This window comes from Streptomyces sp. V3I8, from assembly GCF_030817535.1.
Classification (GTDB): Bacteria; Actinomycetota; Actinomycetes; order Streptomycetales; family Streptomycetaceae; genus Streptomyces.
In genome coordinates, this window is record NZ_JAUSZL010000002.1 from 5603148 (window position 1) to 5624464 (window position 21317).

General features: G+C 69.0%; 20 protein-coding genes and 1 pseudogene. 13 read left to right on the top strand and 8 right to left on the bottom strand.

The genetic code is table 11. The features are described from left to right. Position 1: 1 nt before the first annotated feature. From QFZ75_RS24905 to QFZ75_RS24915, 3 genes are all read right to left on the bottom strand, one after another. On the bottom strand, positions 2 to 1465 hold the full coding sequence (locus QFZ75_RS24905; protein WP_307540271.1) for an exopolysaccharide biosynthesis polyprenyl glycosylphosphotransferase: 1464 nt from the start codon (positions 1463 to 1465) through the stop codon (positions 2 to 4). Beyond that, entirely contained in the window at positions 1462 to 2655 is a 1194-nt protein-coding gene (locus QFZ75_RS24910; RefSeq protein WP_307540272.1) for a glycosyltransferase, read from the bottom strand. The genes QFZ75_RS24905 and QFZ75_RS24910 overlap by 4 nt, the downstream gene beginning before the upstream one ends. 144 nt (positions 2656 to 2799) lie before the next feature. Further along, complete coding sequence (locus QFZ75_RS24915; RefSeq protein ID WP_307540274.1) at positions 2800 to 3924, bottom strand: DUF3344 domain-containing protein; 1125 nt, start codon at positions 3922 to 3924, stop codon at positions 2800 to 2802. Between the two features lie 338 nt (positions 3925 to 4262). On the opposite strand from QFZ75_RS24915, the gene QFZ75_RS24920 reads away from it, so the two are divergent. The 7 genes from QFZ75_RS24920 to QFZ75_RS24950 all read left to right on the top strand — a co-directional run bounded on the left by QFZ75_RS24920 (position 4263) and on the right by QFZ75_RS24950 (position 9140). Continuing rightward, a complete protein-coding gene (locus QFZ75_RS24920) occupies positions 4263 to 4502 on the top strand; it encodes a chaplin (RefSeq protein ID WP_307540276.1) in 240 nt (79 codons plus the stop codon). Positions 4503 to 4774: 272 nt separating this feature from the next. Next, positions 4775 to 5668 (top strand): hypothetical protein, encoded by an 894-nt coding sequence (locus QFZ75_RS24925; RefSeq protein WP_307540277.1) that lies wholly within the window; start codon positions 4775 to 4777, stop codon positions 5666 to 5668. 254 nt (positions 5669 to 5922) lie between these two features. Continuing rightward, entirely contained in the window at positions 5923 to 6216 is a 294-nt protein-coding gene (locus tag QFZ75_RS24930; RefSeq protein ID WP_307540278.1) for a hypothetical protein, read from the top strand. A gap of 172 nt (positions 6217 to 6388) precedes the next feature. After that, positions 6389 to 6883 (top strand): DUF5949 family protein, encoded by a 495-nt coding sequence (locus tag QFZ75_RS24935; protein WP_307540280.1) that lies wholly within the window; start codon positions 6389 to 6391, stop codon positions 6881 to 6883. A 251-nt stretch (positions 6884 to 7134) separates the two neighbouring features. Then, complete coding sequence (locus QFZ75_RS24940; protein ID WP_307540282.1) at positions 7135 to 7641, top strand: hypothetical protein; 507 nt, start codon at positions 7135 to 7137, stop codon at positions 7639 to 7641. Between the two features lie 85 nt (positions 7642 to 7726). Beyond that, the gene (locus QFZ75_RS24945; RefSeq protein WP_307540283.1) at positions 7727 to 8290 is read left to right on the top strand and encodes a tyrosinase family oxidase copper chaperone; all 564 of its coding nucleotides are present in this window, start codon (positions 7727 to 7729) and stop codon (positions 8288 to 8290) included. Further along, a complete protein-coding gene (locus QFZ75_RS24950) occupies positions 8274 to 9140 on the top strand; it encodes a tyrosinase family protein (protein WP_307540284.1) in 867 nt (288 codons plus the stop codon). The genes QFZ75_RS24945 and QFZ75_RS24950 overlap by 17 nt, the downstream gene beginning before the upstream one ends. A gap of 88 nt (positions 9141 to 9228) precedes the next feature. Here the strand turns inward: QFZ75_RS24950 and QFZ75_RS24955 are convergent, their stop codons facing one another. Next, positions 9229 to 9495 (bottom strand): chaplin, encoded by a 267-nt coding sequence (locus QFZ75_RS24955; protein ID WP_307540286.1) that lies wholly within the window; start codon positions 9493 to 9495, stop codon positions 9229 to 9231. A gap of 118 nt (positions 9496 to 9613) precedes the next feature. Beyond that, positions 9614 to 11200, bottom strand: coding sequence for a serine/threonine-protein kinase (locus tag QFZ75_RS24960; protein WP_307540288.1), 1587 nt, complete (start codon positions 11198 to 11200; stop codon positions 9614 to 9616). 429 nt (positions 11201 to 11629) lie between these two features. Between QFZ75_RS24960 and QFZ75_RS24965 the strand changes: the two genes are divergently transcribed. Further along, positions 11630 to 12556, top strand: coding sequence for a hypothetical protein (locus QFZ75_RS24965; RefSeq protein ID WP_307540291.1), 927 nt, complete (start codon positions 11630 to 11632; stop codon positions 12554 to 12556). Continuing rightward, positions 12556 to 12939, top strand: a complete 384-nt coding sequence (locus QFZ75_RS24970; protein ID WP_307540293.1) for a hypothetical protein — start codon at positions 12556 to 12558, stop codon at positions 12937 to 12939. The genes QFZ75_RS24965 and QFZ75_RS24970 overlap by 1 nt, the downstream gene beginning before the upstream one ends. Before the next feature lie 1114 nt (positions 12940 to 14053). Here the strand turns inward: QFZ75_RS24970 and QFZ75_RS24975 are convergent. Further along, positions 14054 to 14360: pseudogene (locus tag QFZ75_RS24975) on the bottom strand (sulfite exporter TauE/SafE family protein); the annotation flags it as partial. 172 nt (positions 14361 to 14532) lie between these two features. Here QFZ75_RS24975 and hsdR point away from each other — a divergent pair. The 4 genes from hsdR (at position 14533) to QFZ75_RS24995 (ending at position 20658) form a co-directional block, all read left to right on the top strand. Beyond that, on the top strand, positions 14533 to 16989 hold the full coding sequence (gene hsdR / locus QFZ75_RS24980; RefSeq protein ID WP_307540294.1) for an EcoAI/FtnUII family type I restriction enzme subunit R: 2457 nt from the start codon (positions 14533 to 14535) through the stop codon (positions 16987 to 16989). Between the two features lie 82 nt (positions 16990 to 17071). Further along, positions 17072 to 17671: a hypothetical protein gene (locus QFZ75_RS24985; RefSeq protein ID WP_307540295.1), complete on the top strand. Its 600-nt coding sequence runs from the start codon at positions 17072 to 17074 to the stop codon at positions 17669 to 17671. Between the two features lie 528 nt (positions 17672 to 18199). After that, entirely contained in the window at positions 18200 to 18544 is a 345-nt protein-coding gene (locus QFZ75_RS24990) for a hypothetical protein (protein WP_307540296.1), read from the top strand. Next, complete coding sequence (locus QFZ75_RS24995; protein WP_307540298.1) at positions 18544 to 20658, top strand: N-6 DNA methylase; 2115 nt, start codon at positions 18544 to 18546, stop codon at positions 20656 to 20658. Before QFZ75_RS24990 ends, QFZ75_RS24995 begins: the two co-directional genes overlap by 1 nt. Here QFZ75_RS24995 and QFZ75_RS41185 read toward each other — a convergent pair. Then, entirely contained in the window at positions 20630 to 21022 is a 393-nt protein-coding gene (locus QFZ75_RS41185) for a JAB domain-containing protein (RefSeq protein WP_373466060.1), read from the bottom strand. The two genes, QFZ75_RS24995 and QFZ75_RS41185, sit on opposite strands and share 29 nt — an antisense overlap. A 9-nt stretch (positions 21023 to 21031) precedes the next feature. Next, on the bottom strand, positions 21032 to 21310 hold the full coding sequence (locus QFZ75_RS25000; RefSeq protein WP_307540300.1) for a UPF0758 domain-containing protein: 279 nt from the start codon (positions 21308 to 21310) through the stop codon (positions 21032 to 21034). Positions 21311 to 21317 lie beyond the last annotated feature (7 nt).

Genomic DNA, 21317 nt, shown 5'->3' on the forward strand with positions numbered 1-21317 from the left:
GTCAGCTCCCCGTCGGGCGCACGAGCGAGACCGCGGTGCGCAGCAGGATGCAGACGTCCTGCCAGAGCGACCAGTCGTCGATGTACGCGTTGTCGAACCGGCAGCGGTCCTCGATCGACGTGTCGCCGCGCAGCCCGTGGATCTGCGCGAGCCCGGTGATCCCGGTCCGCATCCGGTGGCGGGCCGCGTAGCCGGGGTACGTCTGGCTGAACTGGGCCACGAAGTACGGCCGTTCGGGACGGGGCCCGACCAGGCTCATGTCGCCCCGGAAGACGTTCCACAGCTGGAGCAGCTCGTCCAGCGAGGTCCGCCGCAGGAAACGGCAGAACCGGCGCATCTCCCGTTCGTCGGCCACGCTCCAGCGGGTCGCCGCCTCGTGCGCGTCGACCGGCCGGTGCGTACGGAACTTCAGCAGGGTGAACGGCCGCCCGTCCTTGCCGATCCGCTCCTGCCGGAACACCACACCGGGTCCGTCGGCGGCCCGCAGCACCACCGCGCACCCCAGCAGCACCGGTCCGGCGAGCAGCAGCAGGGCCCCGGAGGTCAGCACGTCCAGCAGCCGCTTCCCGGCGCTCCCGTACCGGCGCCCGGCGGACAGCCGCCGGCAGGCGAACCCGGCCAGCCGTTCGGCCCGCGCGTACGCCGGTCCGTCCGTACCGAGCTCCCACACGGTGCAGCCCGACTCGCCCAGCGCCCGCAGCAGCGGGCCCTGTTCGGCGAGGGCGGCGGGTCCCACGGCGAGCACGTCCTGCACGCCGTTCTGGACGATCGCCCGCTGGACCTCCTCGCCGGTGGTCAGCACGGGCAGCCCTTCGGGGCCGGCCGCCTCGTCGGCGACGACGCCCACGGGGCGCACTCCGCAGCCCGGGTGCCGCAGGACGGCGGACGCCACCCGCTGCGCCTCCGCGGCGCGGCCCACCACCAGGGCCGCGCGCGGGCGTCGCAGAAGTGCCCGGCGCCGGTGCCCGCGCACGGCACCGCGGCCCGCGCAGCTCGCCACCGACTGCGCCGCGCAGCCCAGCAGCAGCGTGCGGGCGGACAGCGCGTGCTCCGGGGAGTACGCCGCCAGCAGGGTCGCCAGTGCGCACCAGCCGAGCGCGATCCGGCCGCAGAGGACGGGCAGTTCGTCCAGGACGGCGGGTACGGGTACGGGGACGTCCCGGTGGAGCGAGGGGTGCGTGTTGAGCCCGAGCACCGCGAGCACCAGCACGGCCAGCGGCAGCGGATGCGCCAGGGGCAGCGCCAGCAGCCCGCCGGCCAGCGCGGCGCCGACGTCCACGCCGAGCAGCGGCAGCCGGGAGGCCCGCCCCGCCGGGGGCCGCCGGCCGCCGGGGAACCTGAAACCGTCGGCGGCCTCGCGCGGCGGGATGACCGAGACGGGCGAGGCGGGCGAGACGGGCGGGAAACCGTGGTCCGCCGTCCGCGGCCGGCCGCCGGGGGAGGGGACGGTGCTGTCCGCAGTCACGTGTGGATGGACTCCCTGCACTCGGTGTGGTCCACGCCCGTGCCCCGGCCGGTCGGCCAGGTGCCGATCAGGTCGCGGTACACGTCGGCGACGGCCGCGGCCGTGCGCCGCACGTCGTGCGTGGTCGTTGCGTACCGGCGTGCCTGACGGCCGAGCGACGCGCGCAGCGGCGGGTCGAGGAGCAGCCCGGCGACCGCCCCGGCCAGCGCCTTCGGCCGGTCGGGCGGCACCAGGCAGCGCGGCCCCTGGCCCGGTGGCAGGCTCTCGCGGGCCCCGTCCACGTCGGTGAGCACGACGGGCCGCCCGCAGGCCATGGCCTCCAGCGGCGCCAGCGCCATGCCCTCCCAGCGGGACGGCAGGACCACCAGGTCGGCGGCCTGGTACCAGGGCGCGGCGTCGGTGACGGCCCCGGCGAACAGCACGGACGCGGGGGCCCGGGCCCGCAGCGACCGCGCGTCCGGCCCGTCGCCGACCAGCACCAGCCGCGCGCCGGGCACCCGCCGGGTCACCTCGTGCCACGCCTCCAGGAGGACGTCCTGTCCCTTCTGCCGGCAGAGCCGTCCGACGCAGACCACGAGCGGCGCCGCCGGACCGATCCGCGTGAGCAGCGGGATCCCGGCCCGCACGGTGTCCGCCGGCACCGGGTGGTAGCCCGCCAGGTCGATGCCGTTGGGGATGACGCTCCAGCGTCCCCTGATGCCCGACCGCTGTCCGGTCTGCCGCTCGGCCTCACTGACGCAGATCATCCGCGACGCCCACCGCGCGCCCAGCCGCTCCCAGTTGAGCGCGAGCAGCCCGGTGGCGCCGCCGGCGGCCTCGAACGACCAGGCGTGCGGCTGGAACACGGTCGGCACCCGCCCGCGCACGGCGAGCCGTACCGCGAGACCGGCCTTGGCGCTGTGCGCGTGCACCACGTCGGGACGCACGTCCCGCACGATCCGACGCAGACTCCGTACCTCCCGCGCGAGCCGCGGTCCCGGCGACCGGGTCGCCTGCCAGTCCCGTACACCGGCGCCCAGGTCCCCGGCCGCCGTCGCGAGGCCGCCGGACGCCGGACAGGCGACGGCGACCTCGGCGCCGGCGGCCAGCTGCGCCCGCGCCAGGTCCGTGACCACGCGGGCCACCCCGCCGTCGACGGGCTGGGAGACGTGCAGGATCCGTGGCCGGGAGCCGGGGGTGGACAGGTGCATGCGTGCTTTCCTCGCTCACGGACGGCGCTCGGACGGAGCGCGGGCGGAACTCGGGCGGGACTCGGACGGAAGTCGGGCGAAAGTCGGGCGGACGGGAGCGGCGGGGAAGGGCGACGGAAGGGAAGGGCGACGGCGGGGAGGGCATCAGCGCTTCGCGTCGACGGCGACGAACAGCGCGCCGGCCCAGGCCGCGTCCCGCCGCGACGCCAGCCGGAACTCCAGTCGGTCCCCGCCGAACCGCAGCCCCTCGTCGAGATCGAGGACGTCGGAGTCGTACCCGAGCGTGTTCGGGTACGAGGGCGTCCGCGCGGAGGCCGTCCCGTCGGCTTCGCCGATGGTCGAGTTCAGTACGTCGTCACGGGGGTTGGCGCCGTCGCCGAGGGGCACGGGCAGGCCCCACCCGTCCGACACGGTGAGCGAGTCACCGGTCCGCCCGCGGTCCCCGTCGTAGGCGACGAGCCCCACGCGTCCCGCGGCCCCCGCGGGGAAGTCCAGGTCGTGCATCCGGACCACCTGGTCGTCGCCCGGACCCAGCGGGCCGAAGCCGTCCCACACCGCCAGATGCCGCAGCGGCTCCGACTCCTTCTCGTACGCCACCACCAGGGTCCAGCCGCCCCACGCGCCGGCCGCCGAGTGCCCCATCGCCACATTGACCTGCGCCACGGTGTACGCGCCCGCGCCGCTCGACCTCACCAGCGGGGTGACGTCCGCCGAGGCCTGGTAGGCGTCCGCGTCCCGCGCCACCCGGTGCCCGACGACGGTGTCCGCGAGCACCTCCTTGTACCGGCCGCCGGGCTCCGCGAACAGCACGCGCCCGTTGTCCCGCGGCGGCTTCTGCTCACCGGCCCGTAGGTTGCCGCCCCAGTACAGCCGCGCGTACGCGACCTCGGCGCCGGCCGGCAACGCGACCGTGGCGCGGCTGGAGTTGTAGGTGTTCGGGTCGCTGTCGACGTCGGTGTAGAACATGTCGAAGCCGTCGTTCGGGGCCGCGGCCCCCGCCTGTGCGGCGGGGCAGGACACCGTCGTCGGCGCGAGCGGCCCGCGGCAGGTGACCGACACGTTGGCGGCCCGGACGATCCCGCCGTGCCGCAGCGCGCGGTACCGCTGCGCGAACGGCAGACCCTCCGCCTCGGCGGCGACCCGCGCACCCGCGTCCGCACCCGGCGGGGCGGGCGCGGCCGCCACCGGTCCGCCCGGCACACAGAGCGAAGCGAGGGAAAAAGCACTCACCGTCCCACGGCGCAACAGAAGACCCAGGGAATTGCGCATGACCGGCGTTGCCCTTTCGAGGGAAATTTCGGCGGAAGAGGTTCTGGTCCTGACGAGCGGACGGGACGGGCGCATCGGATGGATGCCGCCATGGCTCCCCTGTCTTTTCCAGGGGTCCGGGGGAGAACGCAACTGTAGCCGCTATCCGTATTTATCGGTGAAACCCGTCAAGTGTGTCGGAACCGTGTGCATCTCCCGGGATAACCCTCTGGCCCGCTTCTGGTAACGGGCCGGAGCGTCACTCTTTTGGAGGCACAACCCGCGCCCGTGCCGCGCGTTGATTCCAGAGCCGGGCACCTCCGCCCGGCTGTTGTTTCAATCCCAAGGAGCACCTCTCCATGTCGCGTATCGCGAAGGGCCTGGTCTTTACCTCCGTGGCCGCCGCCGCCGTGGCCGGCACCGCCGGCATCGCCGCTGCCGACAGTGACGCGAGCGCCGTCGCCGCCAACTCCCCGGGTGTCCTCTCGGGCAACGTGCTGCAGATCCCCGTTCACGTGCCGATCAACCTGTGCGGCAACACGATCGACGTGATCGGCCTGCTGAACCCGGCGTTCGGCAACAAGTGCGTCAACAACTGACGTCATAGCTCCGCCCCCGATCGGCCGTCCTCCCACCGGGAGGGCGGCCGATCCGCGTTGCCCCGAATGGAGGGAGGGGCATCAGGTGCCCCCGGCGGGCCGGGGCAGGGCGCCTCACCAGGGACAACGGTCCCGTCGGCGGACGCGGGCCGCCGCCGGGCGCGGTCGATCGGTTGCAGGCGGCGGTCACCACTTCCACGGTGAGGACCAAGCCCCTGGGCGAGCCTGCGGGCAAGCCCCCAGATCCGACGCACCGTCGAAAGGACCCCTCCATGCGTGCTCTGCCCGTGCGGCGTACCGCGGCCTCCGCCCTCTGCGCCATGCTCCTGCTGGGGATCGCCGGACCCGCCGCCGTGGCCGCCGACCACGACGCGGCGCACGGCGACCGGGCCCGCACGGTCCGGGCACCGGTGCCCGAGGCGGACGCCCTGCTGGCGCAGACCGCGGCCCTCGGGGACGTCGCGGGAGTGCTGAAGCCGGTCACCGAGCTGCTCTCCGCCACGCTCAAGGCCGACAACGGGCAGCTCCCCGCCGCCGACGCCGCCAGGCTCTCCGACGCCGTGAAGCAGGCCATCACCAAGGCCGCCGCGACGGCCCCCAACACTCCGCAGGCGCCGAGCACCCCGCAGAAGCCCGCCGTTCCACAGACGCCGAGCACTCCGCAGACCCCGGCGGTTCCGCAGAAGCCGGACACTCCGCAGAAGCCCGCCGTTCCGCAGACGCCGAGCACCCCGCAGACCCCGGCGGTTCCGCAGACCCCGGCCGTTCCGCAGACTCCGCCGGCCAGGACGCCGACCGAGCCGAAGGCGCCGGCCGTGCCGGACGTGCCGGCCGCCCCGCCGTCGATCCTGCCGGCGCTGCCCGGCGCCCCCGCGCTCCCGCCGGGCGGGAACGCCGGCCGGGCGGCCGCGCCCGACCTCAGGGCCGACGCGCTCAAGGCCCTGCAGACCTCGGTCGACGCGCTGGTCAAGGCCGCCACCGGCGGTGACGCCGCCGCTCAGGGCGCGGCCACGAAGCAGGTCGTGACGGGCCTCGTCAACTTCGTCGCCGCCGCGACGCTGAGCGCCGGCCTGCCTGCCCCGAACCTGGCGGGCCTGCCCGGGGTACCCGCGGACGCCGCGCGGCCTGCCGCCCTCCTGAGCGGTCCTCCTGAGCGGTCCTCCTGAGTGGTCGCCCACTCCCGGGAGCCGGGCCGGTCCGTCGAGACGGACCGGCCCGACGGCTGTCATCCGTCCGTCCTGCCCTGTGCGAACAATCCTTCAGGGTTCTCATATGAGAGGTCCCATTTCCTGACGGGACCCCCTGCGCAATCGGGTGGGTCGCGGGAATCTGCGGAGTACGGGGTTTCCGGCCCGGCCGGGGGTCGTTGAGTACACCGAGATTCCCTCTGGTGACGCGAGTCGCCGACGAAAGGAACACGATGAAGTCCCTGAAGGCCGCCGCTGTCGTTGCCGGGTCCCTGGCCGTCGCCGGAGTCGCCGCGCCCGCCCTCGCCGCCGACATGGCGCCCCCCACCAGCATCAACGGCGGCGTCGACTCGGCCATCACCCAGCTCACCACCCAGCCGTTGGACCTCATGCCCCTGCAGTCGCAGTCGAGGGCGCTCGACACGGAGAACAAGGACTCCGTGCTCAGCACCGTCAACGCCCTGACGGACACGCTGAACTCCGCGAGCGGCCCCACGGGCCTCCTGGGCGGACTTCCCCTCCAGTAGTGCCACCGGGGGCCGGTCGCGCACCGCGCGCCGATCCCTCGGACCGATCCCTCGCGCCGGTTCCCCGGGCCGGTTCGGTCCCGTCCCCCGTTCGTGTGGAGACCCGCACGCAGATCCCCCGGGCGGGTGAGGAGCGGACGGACGTGTTCCGGTACGTCGGTACGGTTCCGCGATGACCTCAGCAACCAGCGAAACGCGCCCTTTCCCCGCCGCGGACCTCGGCACGCTCGTCGTCATGGCATGGAGCGGCGAACAGCCCGACGGCAACATGCCGTACCTCCTCGCCTACCCCCTCGGCGACGGCGAGAACGGTCCCGAGGGCTCCGCGGCCGCCGTCGAGCGACTGCTGGAGGCCAACGGCCTGCCCCTCGGCGACCCGGTCGTCGACGCCACCCGGCAGCCCGACTTCCCGGTCCGCCTCCTCGTCGAGGCGGACCAGGCCGTCGTCGGCATGACCCGGCTCAACGCGCGATGCCCCGTACCGCCGGAGTGGCTCGCCGCAGTCGGCGAACGCGGTCACGCCTACTTCCTGTTCACCACCCGCCCGTGGCCCGAGGCAGAGCCGGGCAAGCCCGTCGAGCCCGAGGCGCTGGCCGCTTTCGTCGGCGACGAGGAAACCCTGACCAGGGCGGCGCACGCCCTGGTCCCGGCCCGTGACCCGCGCTGAATCACCGCGCGCCGAATCACCGCGTACTGAATCACCGCGTGCCGAATCACCGCGTGCCGAATCACCACACGGCGAATCACCGCGTACTGAATTGCCGCGCGCCGAATCGCCAGACAGCGAGGGACGGATGGGATTTTCGGATGAGCTGACTATTGCATCGAACGAGGGAATTTTGACCTGATCCTGTTCGCGGGGTCGTTACCCGTTCCGGACGCACTCCGCGCATTCGAATCCCGAAAGGCCCGTGCCTGATGAAGTCGACCACCCGAGGAACTCTCGCCGCAGTCATCACCTGTGTGGCGGCCGCCGTCGCGACGCCCGCCGTCGCCGCCGACGCGGTTCCGGTCGTCGTGCCCCTCGGAGGTGCGGAGCACGCCCTGGACATGGAGATGCCCAGGGTCGGCGGCACCGTGCCGCTGCTCAGGCCGGGCAGCCCCGACGGGCCCCGGTACATCGAGGGCCGACTGCTGCCGGAGCGGGCCCTTCCGCAGCTGCCCGTCACCACGGGCCTGCCCGAGCTGGACGCGCGTGCGCCTCTGCCGCGCGTCCTCGGCGACACCTTCGACCACCTCAGTGCCACCACGCCCGACACCACCGTGCGCGCCCTGACGCCCGGCGCCTCGCTGGACGCCCCGTTGACCGCGCCGCGCCCCGAGATGCTCGGACTCCCGGCCGCCAAGCTGCCCGAGGTCGGCCTGCTCGCCCCGGTCCTGCAGGCGGCGCCCGGCGCGGACCTGGACGTCGCGCCGGGACTGTAGGGACACGGAGTCCGTCGAGGACGTACGGGCCGACGTACGGGCCGGGGAAGCCGGGGTTCGGGAAGCCGGAGGTGGGGCAGTGCGGATGAGGCCGGGGAACGATGCGCGGCGTGACGTCCTGAGAGGGGTGCTCGCGGCGGCCGTGACCGTCGCCCTGGCGCCGTTCGTCGTCGCGTCGAGACGGTCGCGCGCCGAGCCGTACGCCCCCGGTGGGGAATCCGGCGACCCGGACCGCCTCGAATCGGACCGTTTCGAGGCGGAGTTCGCGGCCGGGTTCGACGAGGCGTACCGGGGGCGCCGGATCCGTGGGTACCGGGAGCCGGCCGGTGACGTGCGTCCGGCCGGGGCCGCGCGCACGCCGATCGCCGGGTCCTGGCAGGTCACGGTGGACGGCCGGCCGCTGCACCTCATGCGGCGGGCCGACGGCGGCTATCTGACGATGATCGACCACTACCGGTCGTACCCGACCCCGCTGGCCGCCGCCCGCGCGGCCGTGGACGAACTGGGCGGGACCCTGCGGCTGCGCGCGCCCGCCACGGAGGCGGGGGCGGAACCGGGTCACGGGGCGGGGCACGGGGCAGGCCACGAGACGGGGCACGGAACGGAGAAGGAGGAGGGGGAGGAGCACGGGCATGGTGTACACGCGTAAGAACGTGAGCGCGCTGACGCGTACGGAGAGGCGCAGGCTCGTCGAGGCGTTCCTGGAGATCAAACGCACCGGTGAGTACGACGAGTTCGTCCGCGTGCACATCGACCACTACGTGTCGGACGGCGAGAAGGGGCTGCGTACGGCTCACATGACGCCCTCCTTCCTCCCCTGGCACCGGCGGTTCCTGCTGGACCTGGAGCGGGCCCTGCGCCGGGTGGACCCCACGGTGTCCGTGCCCTACTGGGACTGGACGAGGGACCGCACACCCGCCGCCCCGCTCTGGGGCGAGGACCTGCTCGGCGGCAACGGACGGCGGTCCGACCACCAGGTCACGACCGGGCCCTTCGCCCGCCGGCACCGGAAGTGGGTCGTCAAGGAGTCGATGACCGACGGCGACTACCTCACCCGCGACCTCGGCAGGCCCCGCGATCCGCTCGCCCTGCCCACGGCGGACGACGTCGCCGGGGCCCTGGACGACCCGGTGTACGACACACAGCCCTGGAACTCCACCTCCGGCCGCGGTTTCCGCAACAAGCTGGAGGGGTGGGGACACGGGCGCGGCAACGACGCCTGGCGCAACCACAACCGCGTCCACCGCTGGGTCGGCGGACACATGCTGGGCGGGGCGTCCGTCAACGACCCCGTCTTCTGGCTGCACCACTCCTTCGTGGACCTGCTCTGGACACGCTGGCAGAAGCGGCACCGGGGCGCCCGGTACCTGCCCGCCTCGCCGCCGGGCCTCGGTGACCTGCAGCACGGGCGGGTCGTGGCGCGGCACGAGGCGATGCCGCCGTGGGACGTGACACCGGACGAACTGGAGGACCACAGCCGGATCTACCGGTACGTGTGACACCCGGTACGTGTGACACCCGGTACGCGGGACAGGGGGAAGCCCCCGGCGGTGGGTACCGCAGGGGGCTCCACGTCTGTGCGGTGGCTCAGTGACCGTAGCCCTCGTCGTGGTGGCTGAGGTTCGCGCACCCGTTGCCGAACGCCGGGTTCAGCAGGCCGATGACGTTCACGGTGTTGCCGCAGAGGTTGATCGGCACGTGGACCGGAACCTGGATGGCGTTGCCCGACGCCACGCCGGGCGAGCCGGCGGCCGTGCTCGCGGCGTCCGCGTCCGCCATGGCCAGACCGGTACCACTGAGCACAACGGCGCTCGTGCCGAGAGCGACACCGGCTGCCTTCGCGATGCGAGACATCACGTTTCTCCTTCGAATCGGTGAGCGCGGCAGCATGAACGCGACCGCACTGTCCCTTCAACGCGAGGAGGCACGGACGGTAACGGCACGCACCGTGACATCATCCACGCGGCCCGGGTCACGGGCGCGTGCAGCGGCCCGTCGGGGTGGCGGCGGGCGGCCGGCACTGGAGGCCGCGGTCGTCGGCGTCCGTGCTCAGGTACCGGCCGACGCAGGTGGTCGGCGTGGTCCTGCCGCGTGCGTCGCAGAAGGCCAGGGCGGCGCGGCCGTCGGCGAAGGGGCCGGGAGCGTAGAAGACCCAGAAGCCCGGGCGGAGGGACGCGTAGTCGTCGCTGCGGACGTAGACGGCCTCGGGGACGGACTGACGGACGGTGGCGAGCCGCCGGTCCCGGGCGGCGGTGCCGGTGCCGACCGGTTCGGAGTGGAGTTGGGCGATCCATCCGTCGCCGGCTCCCTCGCCGTCCCCGGTGTCCTCGGAGGCGGTCGGCTGAGCCACCGTCTTCTTCGAGGGGGCCGGGGACGACGGGGTGGGGGCCGGCGTCCGCCGCGCGGACGGTGCGGACGAGCCGGCCGTCGTCGAGCGGTCGGCGCCCTCGGCCCCGCGGGCCTCGCCGCCGTTCCGGTTGCCCAGGGTGAGCGCCAGGGTGGTGGCCGCCGTCGCGAGGGCGACCACGACGGCGGTCACCACGAGCGCCGCGCGGCCTCTTCGGCGCCCGGGCCCGCGCGAAGGACCGGCGGAGGCGGGCGGGACCCGCATGGCGTCCGCCGGGGCGCGCCGGACGTCCGCCGGGACCCGCAGGACGTCCGTCGGCGCCGTCGGGGAGGTGGGCGGCGCCGGGGAGGCGGGCGGCAGCGGGGCGGTCGAGGCGGGCAGCGCCCGGTCCGGGTCCGGTGCCGTACCCGACTCGGCCTGCGCCAGCATCGCGTCCAGCCGTGCCGCGTCGGGCCGGGCCGCCGGATCGCGTACGAGCAGCGCCTGCAGTACGGGGGCGAGCGGGCCCGAGCGCACCGGCGGGGGCACGGCCTCGTCCTCGTCGAGGACGGCGGCCAGGGTGGCCAGGGTCGTCCCGCGGCGCAGCGGGCTGACGCCCTCCACGCAGACGTACAGGACCAGCCCCAGGGACCAGAGGTCGGACGCCGGGTCGTTGTCGTTGCCCCGGATCCGTTCGGGGGCGATGTACTCCGGGGAGCCGATGAGTTCGCCGGTCGCCGTCAGCGCGGTGGAGCCCTGCAGCGCGGCGATCCCGAAGTCGGTGAGCACGGCGGAGCCGTCGGGGCGCAGAAGGATGTTGGCGGGCTTGACGTCCCGGTGCTGGACCCCCGCCGCGTCGGCGGCGCGCAGGGCGCTGAGCACCTGCCGGCCCAGCCGGGCGGCCTCCGCGGGGCGCAGCGGGCCGTCGGCGAGGCGTTCCTGGAGCGAGACCCCGGGCACCAGTTCCATCACGAGCCAGGGGTGAGGGTCGTCGTCCACGATGTGATGGATCATCACCACGTTCGGATGACTGACCCGGGCCAGCGCCCGCGCCTCCCGCAACACCCGCTCGCGGACGGCCTCGTCGGCCGCCGCGTCCTGCCGTACGGCCTTGAGGGCGACCTCCCGGTGCAGCACGCCGTCACGCGCCCGCCATACCGTTCCCATACCCCCGCTGCCGAGCCGCTCGAGCAACTCGAACCGCCCGTCGACCATGTCCCCCGGTGCGTTCATGACGAACAGATTAGTGGGACGGGTGTGCGCCGGGCCGTCGGCCGTGTACGCCCGAGGTGCCGGTCCGGGCCGTGCGGTACGAGGTGTACGGCACGCGGTGTGTACGGCACGCGGTGCGCAGCGAGAGGCCCTCCCGGTGGGAGGGCGGGGAGTGAGCGCCCCCGGCAGGACTCGAACCTGCGGCCAAGCGCTTAGAAGGCGCCTGGCGGAGACATGGATACTGTTCCTGTGACCTGCCCATATGTATTTACCTGACCGGCCGTCAGTGAATCTTTCGGTGTTTTCGGGAAGGCCCCGTAGGCTGCGACCGCTGACGGGTGTCCTTTGACAAGCGATCTTGACCGATTGACGGGTGAGTTCGGCCGCTGGGCTCAAGGAGACAGTTCGTCTGCGGGGTCGGTGTCAGCGGTCCCTGCGAGCATACGGATCATGAAACGATCCGACGATCTCCTGGCAGGGCTGGACGACATCGACTGGGCAGCTCTGGGGCACGCCTACGGCAGCGCCGAGGACGTGCCCGGCCAGCTCCGGACGGTGTGCGGGCCGGACCAGGAGGCCCGGGAGAACGCCTTCCGTAGCCTGTTCAGCAACATCTTTCACCAGGGCACCCGGTACTTGGCCTCTCCGTACGCCGTACCGTTCCTCGCCCGAATCGCTGTCGCAGGCCCGGCCGGCGCCCGGGCCGACGCACTGCTGCTGCTGACCCGTTTGGCCGTTGACTGGCACGACGAGTACGACCTCCCGCTCGGCATCGACACCGCCGCGTGGCGGGCCGCAGTCATCAGCCCCGAAGAAAATCTGCGCTGGTACGACGAGCAGATCACCGCCGAGACCGACGAGGAGCAGCTGAAGAACTTGCGCGAGGGACGGGCGTACTGTGCGGCCGGGCACCCCGTCGACGCCCGCGAGGGCGCACTGCGCTCCTATGACGCGGTCCGCGCCCAGTTTCCTGTCCTGCTCGAACTGCTCGGCGACCGGGACCTGGAGATCCGCACCAAGACCGCGTACCTCCTCGGCTGGTTCCCCGAGGAGGCCGACGCCACCCTGCTCCCGTTGCTGGCCTGCCTCGACGGCGAGCGGGACCCGGTCTGCGTCGCCACGGTCCTCGTCGCGGTCGGGCTGCTCGCCGACCACGACCCGGACGGCCGGGTCCGGCACCACCTCGACCACAAGCACCCCTTGCCGCGCTGGGCCGCATGCTGGTCGCGCACCCGGCCGCCGCGCCCGGCCTGCCGCTGGCGGAGCGCATCGCCGCCGAACTGGCGGCCTTCGGCGCCGGGCCGGCCCCCGAGTCCGCCACCGCCCACCACGCCGGCGACCTGCACAGCTACACCGTCCGAAGCCTGCTGCATCTGATGGACGCCGCTGAGGACCCGGACGGGGTCCTCCTGGAAATCGTCCGCGCCCTGCCCCATCTCAAGAAGACCGGGGTCGTGCCCCACCCGCTGGCAGTCCGCGCCGAGAACCTGCTAGAAGCCCTGTTTGAACCCACGGACACCCCAACGCTGTTCACCGAGCTCTCCCCTGGACGCCAGAAGCTGCTGAAGGTCCTGGCCGAGCTGCTGACCGCCGAGGACTTCCAGCCCGTGCCGTTCGGCTCAGACCTCCACAAGCAGTTCACCCAGTACGGCCTCCCCGGCACCCGACCCGCCCTACGCGCCTACGTCGGCCTGTCCACCGAAGGCGAGGACCCCAGCGCCCCCCTCCCCGACCTCTGGGAACCATTCCGCAACGACTGATCCCACCGCCCCTCACCGAGCGCTGGCTGCTGGCCGCTATCGGGTGACAGGAACCCGGCACCGATCAAATTCAACCGGCAAACGGCCAAGATCATCTGTCAGAAGACAACGTGATTCCGATGACGCGCCATGTGGAGTGCGTGGCGATCTTGGAGCCGGTGGCGAAGGGGGGCTGAGCTGGGGTTTTGCCCGTGCGCGTTATGGGCGGTGTGGGCGTTACGGGCGATATCTTGACGCTGAAATGACGCTCGCGACGCTCATTTGACGCTCGTTCTGATGGGTCGTCAGGTATGTTGCGTCACTGGTCAGACGACCCGATGCGTAAGCCGGTCAAGCGTGATCGCCGAGAATTTCGTGGTGCCAAGCGGTCAGGCTCAGTCACCGGTGCGGACCGCCCAGCAGGTTCTTCGCTTTCTGTTGGTACAGGGCTCGCGCGTCGCTGGCCAGTAGAAATGAGGCTAGTTGGAATGTGTGACCGGCCGCTGGCCCGCGTCCGGTCCGGATCTTGGTTTCGGAAGCTTTGGTCCAGAGCGTGCTCTGGCAGTCAGCGGAATCAGTCTGCTGACGCACGCTGTCGGCCTGGTTGATATCTCGTAGAGAGGAGCAGCGGACTCATGATCCGCCGACCGTGGCTTCGAGTCCCACCCGCCCTATTTGTGCAGATATCTGACCTGAAGAAACGTTTATTTTTGGGTGGCGGATCGTCAGCCTTGTCAGAACGGCCTAAATCCGCTGCTCGTGGGTTTAGAGTTCGGTGGCGCTCGGGGGAGTTCGAACCCCTCTGACCTGCGGCTGAGTAGGTGGTCGAGATTGCCGCTCGCGGTCCGGGCGACTGCTCTGAGGGGCGATGCCAGGACCCAGGGACCGTGCAGGGGTCGGGACGGCGCGGCCGGGGTCAGGCCGAGTGTGTTTCCGGGCCGATTCGTTGTCCCGTTTGTCGGTTCCGTGGCATGGGCCGCCGTCCACCGCTCGGAGCCTCGAGTGCCGGCCAGGCACTCGAGGCTCCGCGGATGCCGGTGCGTCTGACACACAGGACCCAGGCCAGGGAACGGCCCGAAGAGGAAACGGCGCCATGGACGGCGCACCGCGTTCATCAGGGCTGAGCCATTTGCGGTCAGCACAGGATCTGGATTGCATTTAGCGTGCTCATGCCGGTGACGAGGGTGCCGAGCAGGAGCCGGAGTGCGGTGTCGGGCAGGTGGGGTTGGAGACTGGCGCCGAGGTAGCCGCTGACCTTGCCTCCGGCACCGCAGCAGAAGCCCAGTAGCCTGGGGGCGACGTCGCCTGCTGCGGCCAGGGGGAGCGCGTAGGTGTTCGCAGCCGATGACGGATGTCACGAACGTGGAGGGCAGTGCGACGGGTGCTCCGCGGCCGACGGGGATCGGGCCCAGCAGGGAGCAGCCCCCGATTCCGTAGATGCCTAGAAACCGCCACATGCGGACGCGTACGCAGGTCGCTTATAGCTCTTACTCAGAGCGAGTCCGAGGTCTTTTAGTGCGGAGCATCCCATCGAGTGCGATCACAGTCTGTGACATCAGCTGGGAGTTGCTCGTTCTCACTCCCCGCTCTGTTCTCTTGATGTACGAATCTTGTATGGCGAGTGCGAGTGGACTGACGGAGCAGCAGACGTGCCGGGCCTTTGTGATGCCGGCACTGTCGGGAGCGGGCTGGAGCAAGGAACAGATCAGGGAGCAGTACCCGATCAACGACGGCAAGATCGTGGTCTCGCCTCGACGACACCGCCGGGAGCGGGCCTTGATCGCGGACTACGTCCTGCAGTATCGGGACGACGTACCGATAGCGGTGGTCGAAGCCAAGCGAACCAGCGTTGACGTCGCGGCAGGCATCGAGCAGGCCAAGAGATACGCGCGCAGGCTCGGGCTGCCGGTGGCTTACGCCACGAATGGGACCGAGATCTGGGAGATCGAGATCGGTGGCAATCGGCACCAGGTCCAGGCGTTCCCGTCTCCGGAGCGGCTGTGGGAGCGGTACTGCGGCGAGAAGCAGATCGCCACGCACCTGGAGCGTGAACTCGTCCTTGCCCCGTTCGATCACCGGCTGCGGAACAATGACCTCACGCCGAAGCGGCCCCGTTACTACCAGCGCCGAGCGGTCAACGAGGCACTGCTTGCGATAGCCCGGGGGCAGAAACGGATCCTGCTGACGCTGGCCACGGGCACAGGCAAGACCATGGTGGCGTTCCAGCTCGTCTCCAAGCTGCGCCGTAGTGGGTGGGCCGGAGGTGAGATGCCCCGAGTCCTCTATCTTGCGGATCGCAACATCCTCGTCAACCAGCCGAAGGACGACTACTTCGAACAGGTATTCGGTGATGTTGTGCACAAGATCGGTGGGCAGGCTCAACGTGCTCGGCAGATCTTCTTTGCTCTGTATCAGGCGCTCGACAGTGCCAGGGGTGACGAGACGGCGCTCTTCAGCCAATACCCGCCTGACTACTTCCACCTGATCATCGTGGATGAGTGCCATCGTGGCAGCTCAGCCGAGGAGGGCAAGTGGCGAGGCATCCTCGACTACTTCTCCGACGCCACGCAGTTGGGGCTGACCGCAACGCCGATCGCGGAGAAGGAGCGGGACACATACGGGTACTTCGGTGAGCCTGTTTATGAGTATTCGCTCAAGGACGGGATCGAGGATGGCTTCCTGGCGCCCTACCGACTGCGCCGAGTTCACCTGAACGTCGACATGACGGGCTTCCGACCCGAACCCGGCCAGCGGGATACCGATGGCAACCTGATTCCAGACCAGCTCTACACACAGCGCCACTACGAGAAGGTCCTGGCCATCCAGGAGCGCACCGATGAGGTGGCGCGCTACCTGACCAACTACCTCACGGAGACGGACCGGATGGCGAAGACCATCGTCTTCTGTGAGAACAACGACCACGCGCACCGCATGGTTGCCGCATTGAACCAGGCCAATCTCGATCTAGTCGCGAGGCACCCGGACTACGTCTGCCGGGTCACCGATGACGACGGCAAGCCGGGAAGAGAACTGCTGGACCGGTTCCGGAGGGACGACACCGATGAGCCCGTAATCGTCGCCACCAGCCAGATGCTGACTACAGGCGTAGACATCCCTTCCGTCCGAAACATCGTCATCCTGCGCAGGATCAACTCCATGCCTCAGTTCAAGCAGATCATCGGACGGGGCACGCGACTCTGCCTGGACATCAACAAGGGATCCTTCGACATCGTCGACTTCGTCGACGCGACGGCCCTTTTTAATGATCCAGAGTTCGATGGCCCGCCGCTCAGAGTCATCAACGACCAGACCGATAGCCAAGGAGAGCTGGTAGAACGCGCCGAGGAAGACCCCGATGCGGACTCTTCCGGCGAGGACGCAACGGAGCCGGAGATGAGGTTCGAATCGCAGGGAGAAGGATCGCTGCCGACGGGCGCCGGAGACACGCTGATCGCGGACGAGGACCGGATCGATGAGATCCAGAGCAGCGGCACACGACGCATCTACGTCAGCGGGGTGGAGGTCTTTGTCTGGAACGACATGCACTACCAGTTGCATCACGACGGGCAGACCATGCGCATGGTGCGCTACCGGGAGTACGTTCACGATCGCGTCCTGGAGCTGAACCTGTCACCTACCGACCTGCGAACTCAGTGGGCGATGGCCCGGAGCCGCACGGTCCTGCGCGCACAGCTGCGGAGCGACGAGGTCGGCATCACAGAGGAAGACCTGCTGCGCAAACTCGACCATCCGGAGGCAGATCCTATTGATCTACTGATCAACGCGGCCTGGGAGCTTCCGCTGATCAGCCGGGCTGAGCGGGCACACCGGGTCCGCCGTGAGCACGATCAGTTTCTCAAGAAGTTCGCGCCCGAGGCGCGAGAGGTGCTGGACGCGCTGTTGGACCGTTTCACCGAGAAGGGCGCCACGGAGCTGGAGGCGGGCGCGCTGCGGGTACCGCCCTTTCGGCAGCTGGGTACGATCCGGCAGCTGGCTGCGCGGTTTGGCGGGACGCCGCAGATGCACGAGGCGATCGATGACCTGGGCAAGCGCATTTTTGATGTCGCATAACTCTACTTTAATCTTAGCTTCAAGTAGGGCGATGCATGAAACTAAAGGAAACTAGGAGGGGTATTTCTGCTACGCTCATTCGGTGCTTGGCGATGACACATCTCGTGACCGACTGTGGCGGACGGCTGCCCGCCAGCGTGGCTACTTCACAGCTGCGCAGGCGATAACGGCTGGCTACTCCTACCAGGCTCAGCACTTCCACGTCGGTCGCCGGAACTGGATCCGCATCGACCGCGGTATCTACCGCTTCCGCGAGTACCTCGACCTGCCGAGCGGCGACACGGACCACTTGGTCCGCTGGTCTCTCTGGAGCCGGGGACTGGCTGTGGTGTCGCATGTGACGGCCCTTGCGGTACACGATCTGGGCAGCGCCAACCCGGCAGAGGTCCATCTGACCGTGCCCAAGGGGTTTCGCGCGAAGGACGCAGCTGTCGTCCTGCATCACGCGGCATTGGAAGCTGACGGCATCGAACAGCACGAGGGCTTCAAGGTCACTACCCCACGTCGTGCCATCGCCGAGAGCGCCGCCGCCGCTGTCGATCAAGAAGTGATCGACTCCGCGGTGAGCGAAGCCCTGTCGAAGGGCCTGGCCAGCCGCCGCCGCCTTCTGCACGCCGCCCAAGAAATCGGAGCTCGGGCCGAGCTCGGTGTGGAGCGGGCGCTGAGGGAAGTGGCGGAGTGAGCAAGTATCACGACGCGATCGCACTTCGCCGGGCACTGGAAGCGAGACTGCAGCGCCAGTCGGAGACTGAAGCCACCGATCTGGGACGACTGCGTCGCCGTGTGGTCTTCGACCGGATCGCAGCACGGCTCTACGCCGATGCGGTGGCCGTATGGATCCTCAAGGGTGGGGCCGTGCTTGAGTTCCGGCTCCGGAACCGCGCGAGGGCGACCAGGGACATGGATCTCGCCATCAGGGAAACCGGGATAAACGGCAGCGCCATCCACGAGGTGCTGTTTGATGCGCTCTCCGAAGACTCGGACGGGGATTGGTTCACCTTCCAAGTCCCCCGCCGACTGAGCTGGCCGCCGATACGGGAGGGCACTCGGCGTGGGAGTTCTCCATCGAAGCCAGCCTGGGCGGCAAGACCTTTGCAGGGGTCCGCATCAACATCGCCGCCCGCAGTGAGGAGGACGTGGCGGCTACCGAGTCCCTGCCTCTCCTCGGATCTCTGGACTTCGCGGGCATCCTGCTCGGACGATCGAAGCCGTGGCCCGACGACAGCGATTCGCCGAAGAGCTGCACGCCCGCACACGCGAATACAGTGACCGCCCCAGCACCAGGATCAAGAACCTGGCCGATCTCGTCCTGCTGATTAAAACGAACGCGGCTGCCGATGCAAAGCTATACGCCGTCGTACGGCATGTCTTCACGATTGGGGACACGCACGTCCTTCCTCGCTCGATCCCTGATCCGCCGCCGCTGCGGCAGGACACTTACCCACCTCTCGCTGAGGGGTTGACCGAGACCGCGCCGACACTGGACGGCGCACTGGCCGCAGTGCGTGACCTCTGGGCGCGCGCCGTGAACGACTCCACTGGAACGGAAGACTGATGTTGCCGAAGGACACCACCGGCCAACTAGCCATTGAGGTACCCGCGCAAAAGCCCAAGAAGCGAACCCGTGCGGAACTGCAGTCCGCGATTAAGTCGGCACGCGACATCATGCGCAAGGACGCGGGCCTAAACGGCGACCTCGACCGGCTCCCTCAGCTGACGTGGATCCTGTTCCTGCGTGCCTTTGATGTGTGCGTGGAGGCAGAGAGGGAGGCGGAGTTCCTCGACTACGAGCGCGCAATTCAGTCCCCCTATGACTGGGAGAGCTGGGGGGAGAAGACCGACTTCACCGGTCCTGAGTTCCTCGACTTCGTCAACGGAAAGTTGCTCCCGTACCTGCGGGAGTTGAGTGGCGACGAGGAAGGCGATCCCAGGAACGTAATCTCCACGATCTTCCAGGACGTCAACAACCGAATGCTGTCGGGCACGCTGCTGCGTGACCTCGTCAATGTGGTCAACGGCATCGAATTCGAGTCAGCCGACGACATCCACACGATGGCGTTCGTCTACGAGTCGATCCTGAAGGAGATGCGCGATGCCGCCGGTGATTCAGGCGAATTCTACACCCCGCGACCAGTGATCCGATTCATGGTGGAGCAGAGTTTTCTAAAGCTGGACGAGTCTATTCTCGATCCGGCCTGCGGAACGGGCGGCTTCCTCGTGGAGGCGTACGACAAGCTGAAGGATCGTCCGCGTTCACGGGAGGAACTATCCGAACTCCATCACAATATTCGCGGAATGGAAAAGAAGCCGCTCCCGTATCTGCTCGGAACGATGAACCTTCTCCTCCACGGCATTGATGCGCCGAACGTCATGCGCACGAACGCACTGCGTAAGATGCGCGAGGAGAGCAGTCCAAAGCACCGCGTAAACGTTGTACTGACCAACCCTCCTTTCGGTGGCGAAGAAGAGAAGTCAGTAGCAGCAGCTTTTGACTCGGCTGGTGTCGGGACACACGAGACCGCCTGGCTCTTCCTCTACTCGGTGATCGAGCGACTTAAGCCCGGAGGCCGCTGCGCGATCGTCCTTCCAAACGGCGTGCTCTTCGGCAGTGGCGTGGGCGCAAAGATCAAGCGGAAGTTGATGCGCGAGTGCAACCTCCACACGATCGTGCGCCTTCCGCAGGGCGTCTTCGCCCCATACACGCAGATCCCTGCGAATCTACTTTTCTTCGAGAAGGCCGGGCAAACCAAGGAGACCTGGTTCTACGAGATCCCATTGCCGGAAGGCCGGCGAGGCTACAGCAAGACGAAGCCGATGGAGTATGAAGCGTTCGCCGACTGTGCAAAATGGTGGGGAGGGGAAAATCGGGTAGGGCGTACCGCCAATGAACATGCCTGGAAGGTCGACGCAAACGAAATCCAGGCGTCGGGTTTCAATCTCGATCTAATCAATCCAGACACCGACGACGAACTGGCCCATCGCTCGCCAGTGGACATTGTGGATGATCTGATCAGAGACGAGCAAGAGGTCTTGAAATTCTTGCAGACCCTTCACGGGAAGCTAGATGTCCCACATTCCGCATCAAGAGATAAGCGTCGGGTGGAAGTTGTCCGCATCGGCGATGTTGTGCGACTGGAACGTACGCCAATTGATGTCGAAGAGACGGAATCCTATCGCGTCATCGGCATGCGCTCCTTCGGGAAGGGGATCATTCGCTACCCGAGCGCACTCGGCTCAAAGGTTAGCAAGCTAAACTACTTCACTTTCCCGTCAGGTGCGCTCATTTTGAGTAACATCAAGGCATGGGAAGGGGCAATTAGTGTCACTACAGCAGTTGATTCTGCAGAGTACATCGCATCCAATAGATTCTTGGCCTATCTCCCAGTGGATGATCGGGTTAATGTAAGCTACCTGCGCCATTACCTGCTATCTCGTGAAGGGCTGGCGAAAGTCGCAGCCGCCTCTCCCGGAGGCGCGGATCGTAATCGCACGCTAGGGCGTAAGCGTTTCGAAGATATTGAGATCCCGCTACCTTCCCGTCCTGCGCAGGATGAGGCGGCGGAAGTACTCGACTCGATTACCAATGAGTTGAGGGGGGTATATGCGCAATATGTACTCGACATGTTGCGGCCGTCTGTCCTCAACACCGCTCTTGTCTCAAGCCTGTGACACGGCGTCGGGCGCGATCTGTCACGACAACGTGATCAAGGAATCGTAGACCGACCGCCTCCGCTGCCTCCCGCAGGCGGTCGGTCACCCGGCGGTCGGACGCGCTCGGATCGGGGCTACCCGAGGGGTGGTTGTGGGCCACGCCGAAGGACGTTCCGCCGACTGTCAGGGCCAACGCGAGGGTGTCACGGACCGGGACCAGACTGCGGTCCGTGGTGCCGTCGGTCAGGCGGGTGATTCGGATTACCTTACCGGACGCGTCACAGGCCACGACGATTGCGCGCTCGTGGCATAGCCCGCGCAGCAGGGGTGCGGAGACCGCGGCGAGGTCGGCTGTGGTTATGATTCGGCCAGGGCTGTGCAGGACTGTGTTCTACAGGCGGCGGGCCAGTTGGAAGGCCGCCGCGACACGTACCGCTTTCGCCTGCCCCATTCCCAGGAGCTTCACAAGGGTTTGTGGGTCGGCCTGAGCTAGGCCGCCGAGACCACCGTGTGATGCCAGGAGTTCGCCCGCCAGTTGAACCGCGTCCTGTCCTGGAATGCCCGAGCCCAGAAGGAGTACGAGCAGTTCACGGTCGGCGAGCGCCTCCGCTTCGTGCAGCCAGAGGCTCTCTCGAGGTCGGTCGGCCGCTGGCATGTCTATAACCCGCATGCGTCGC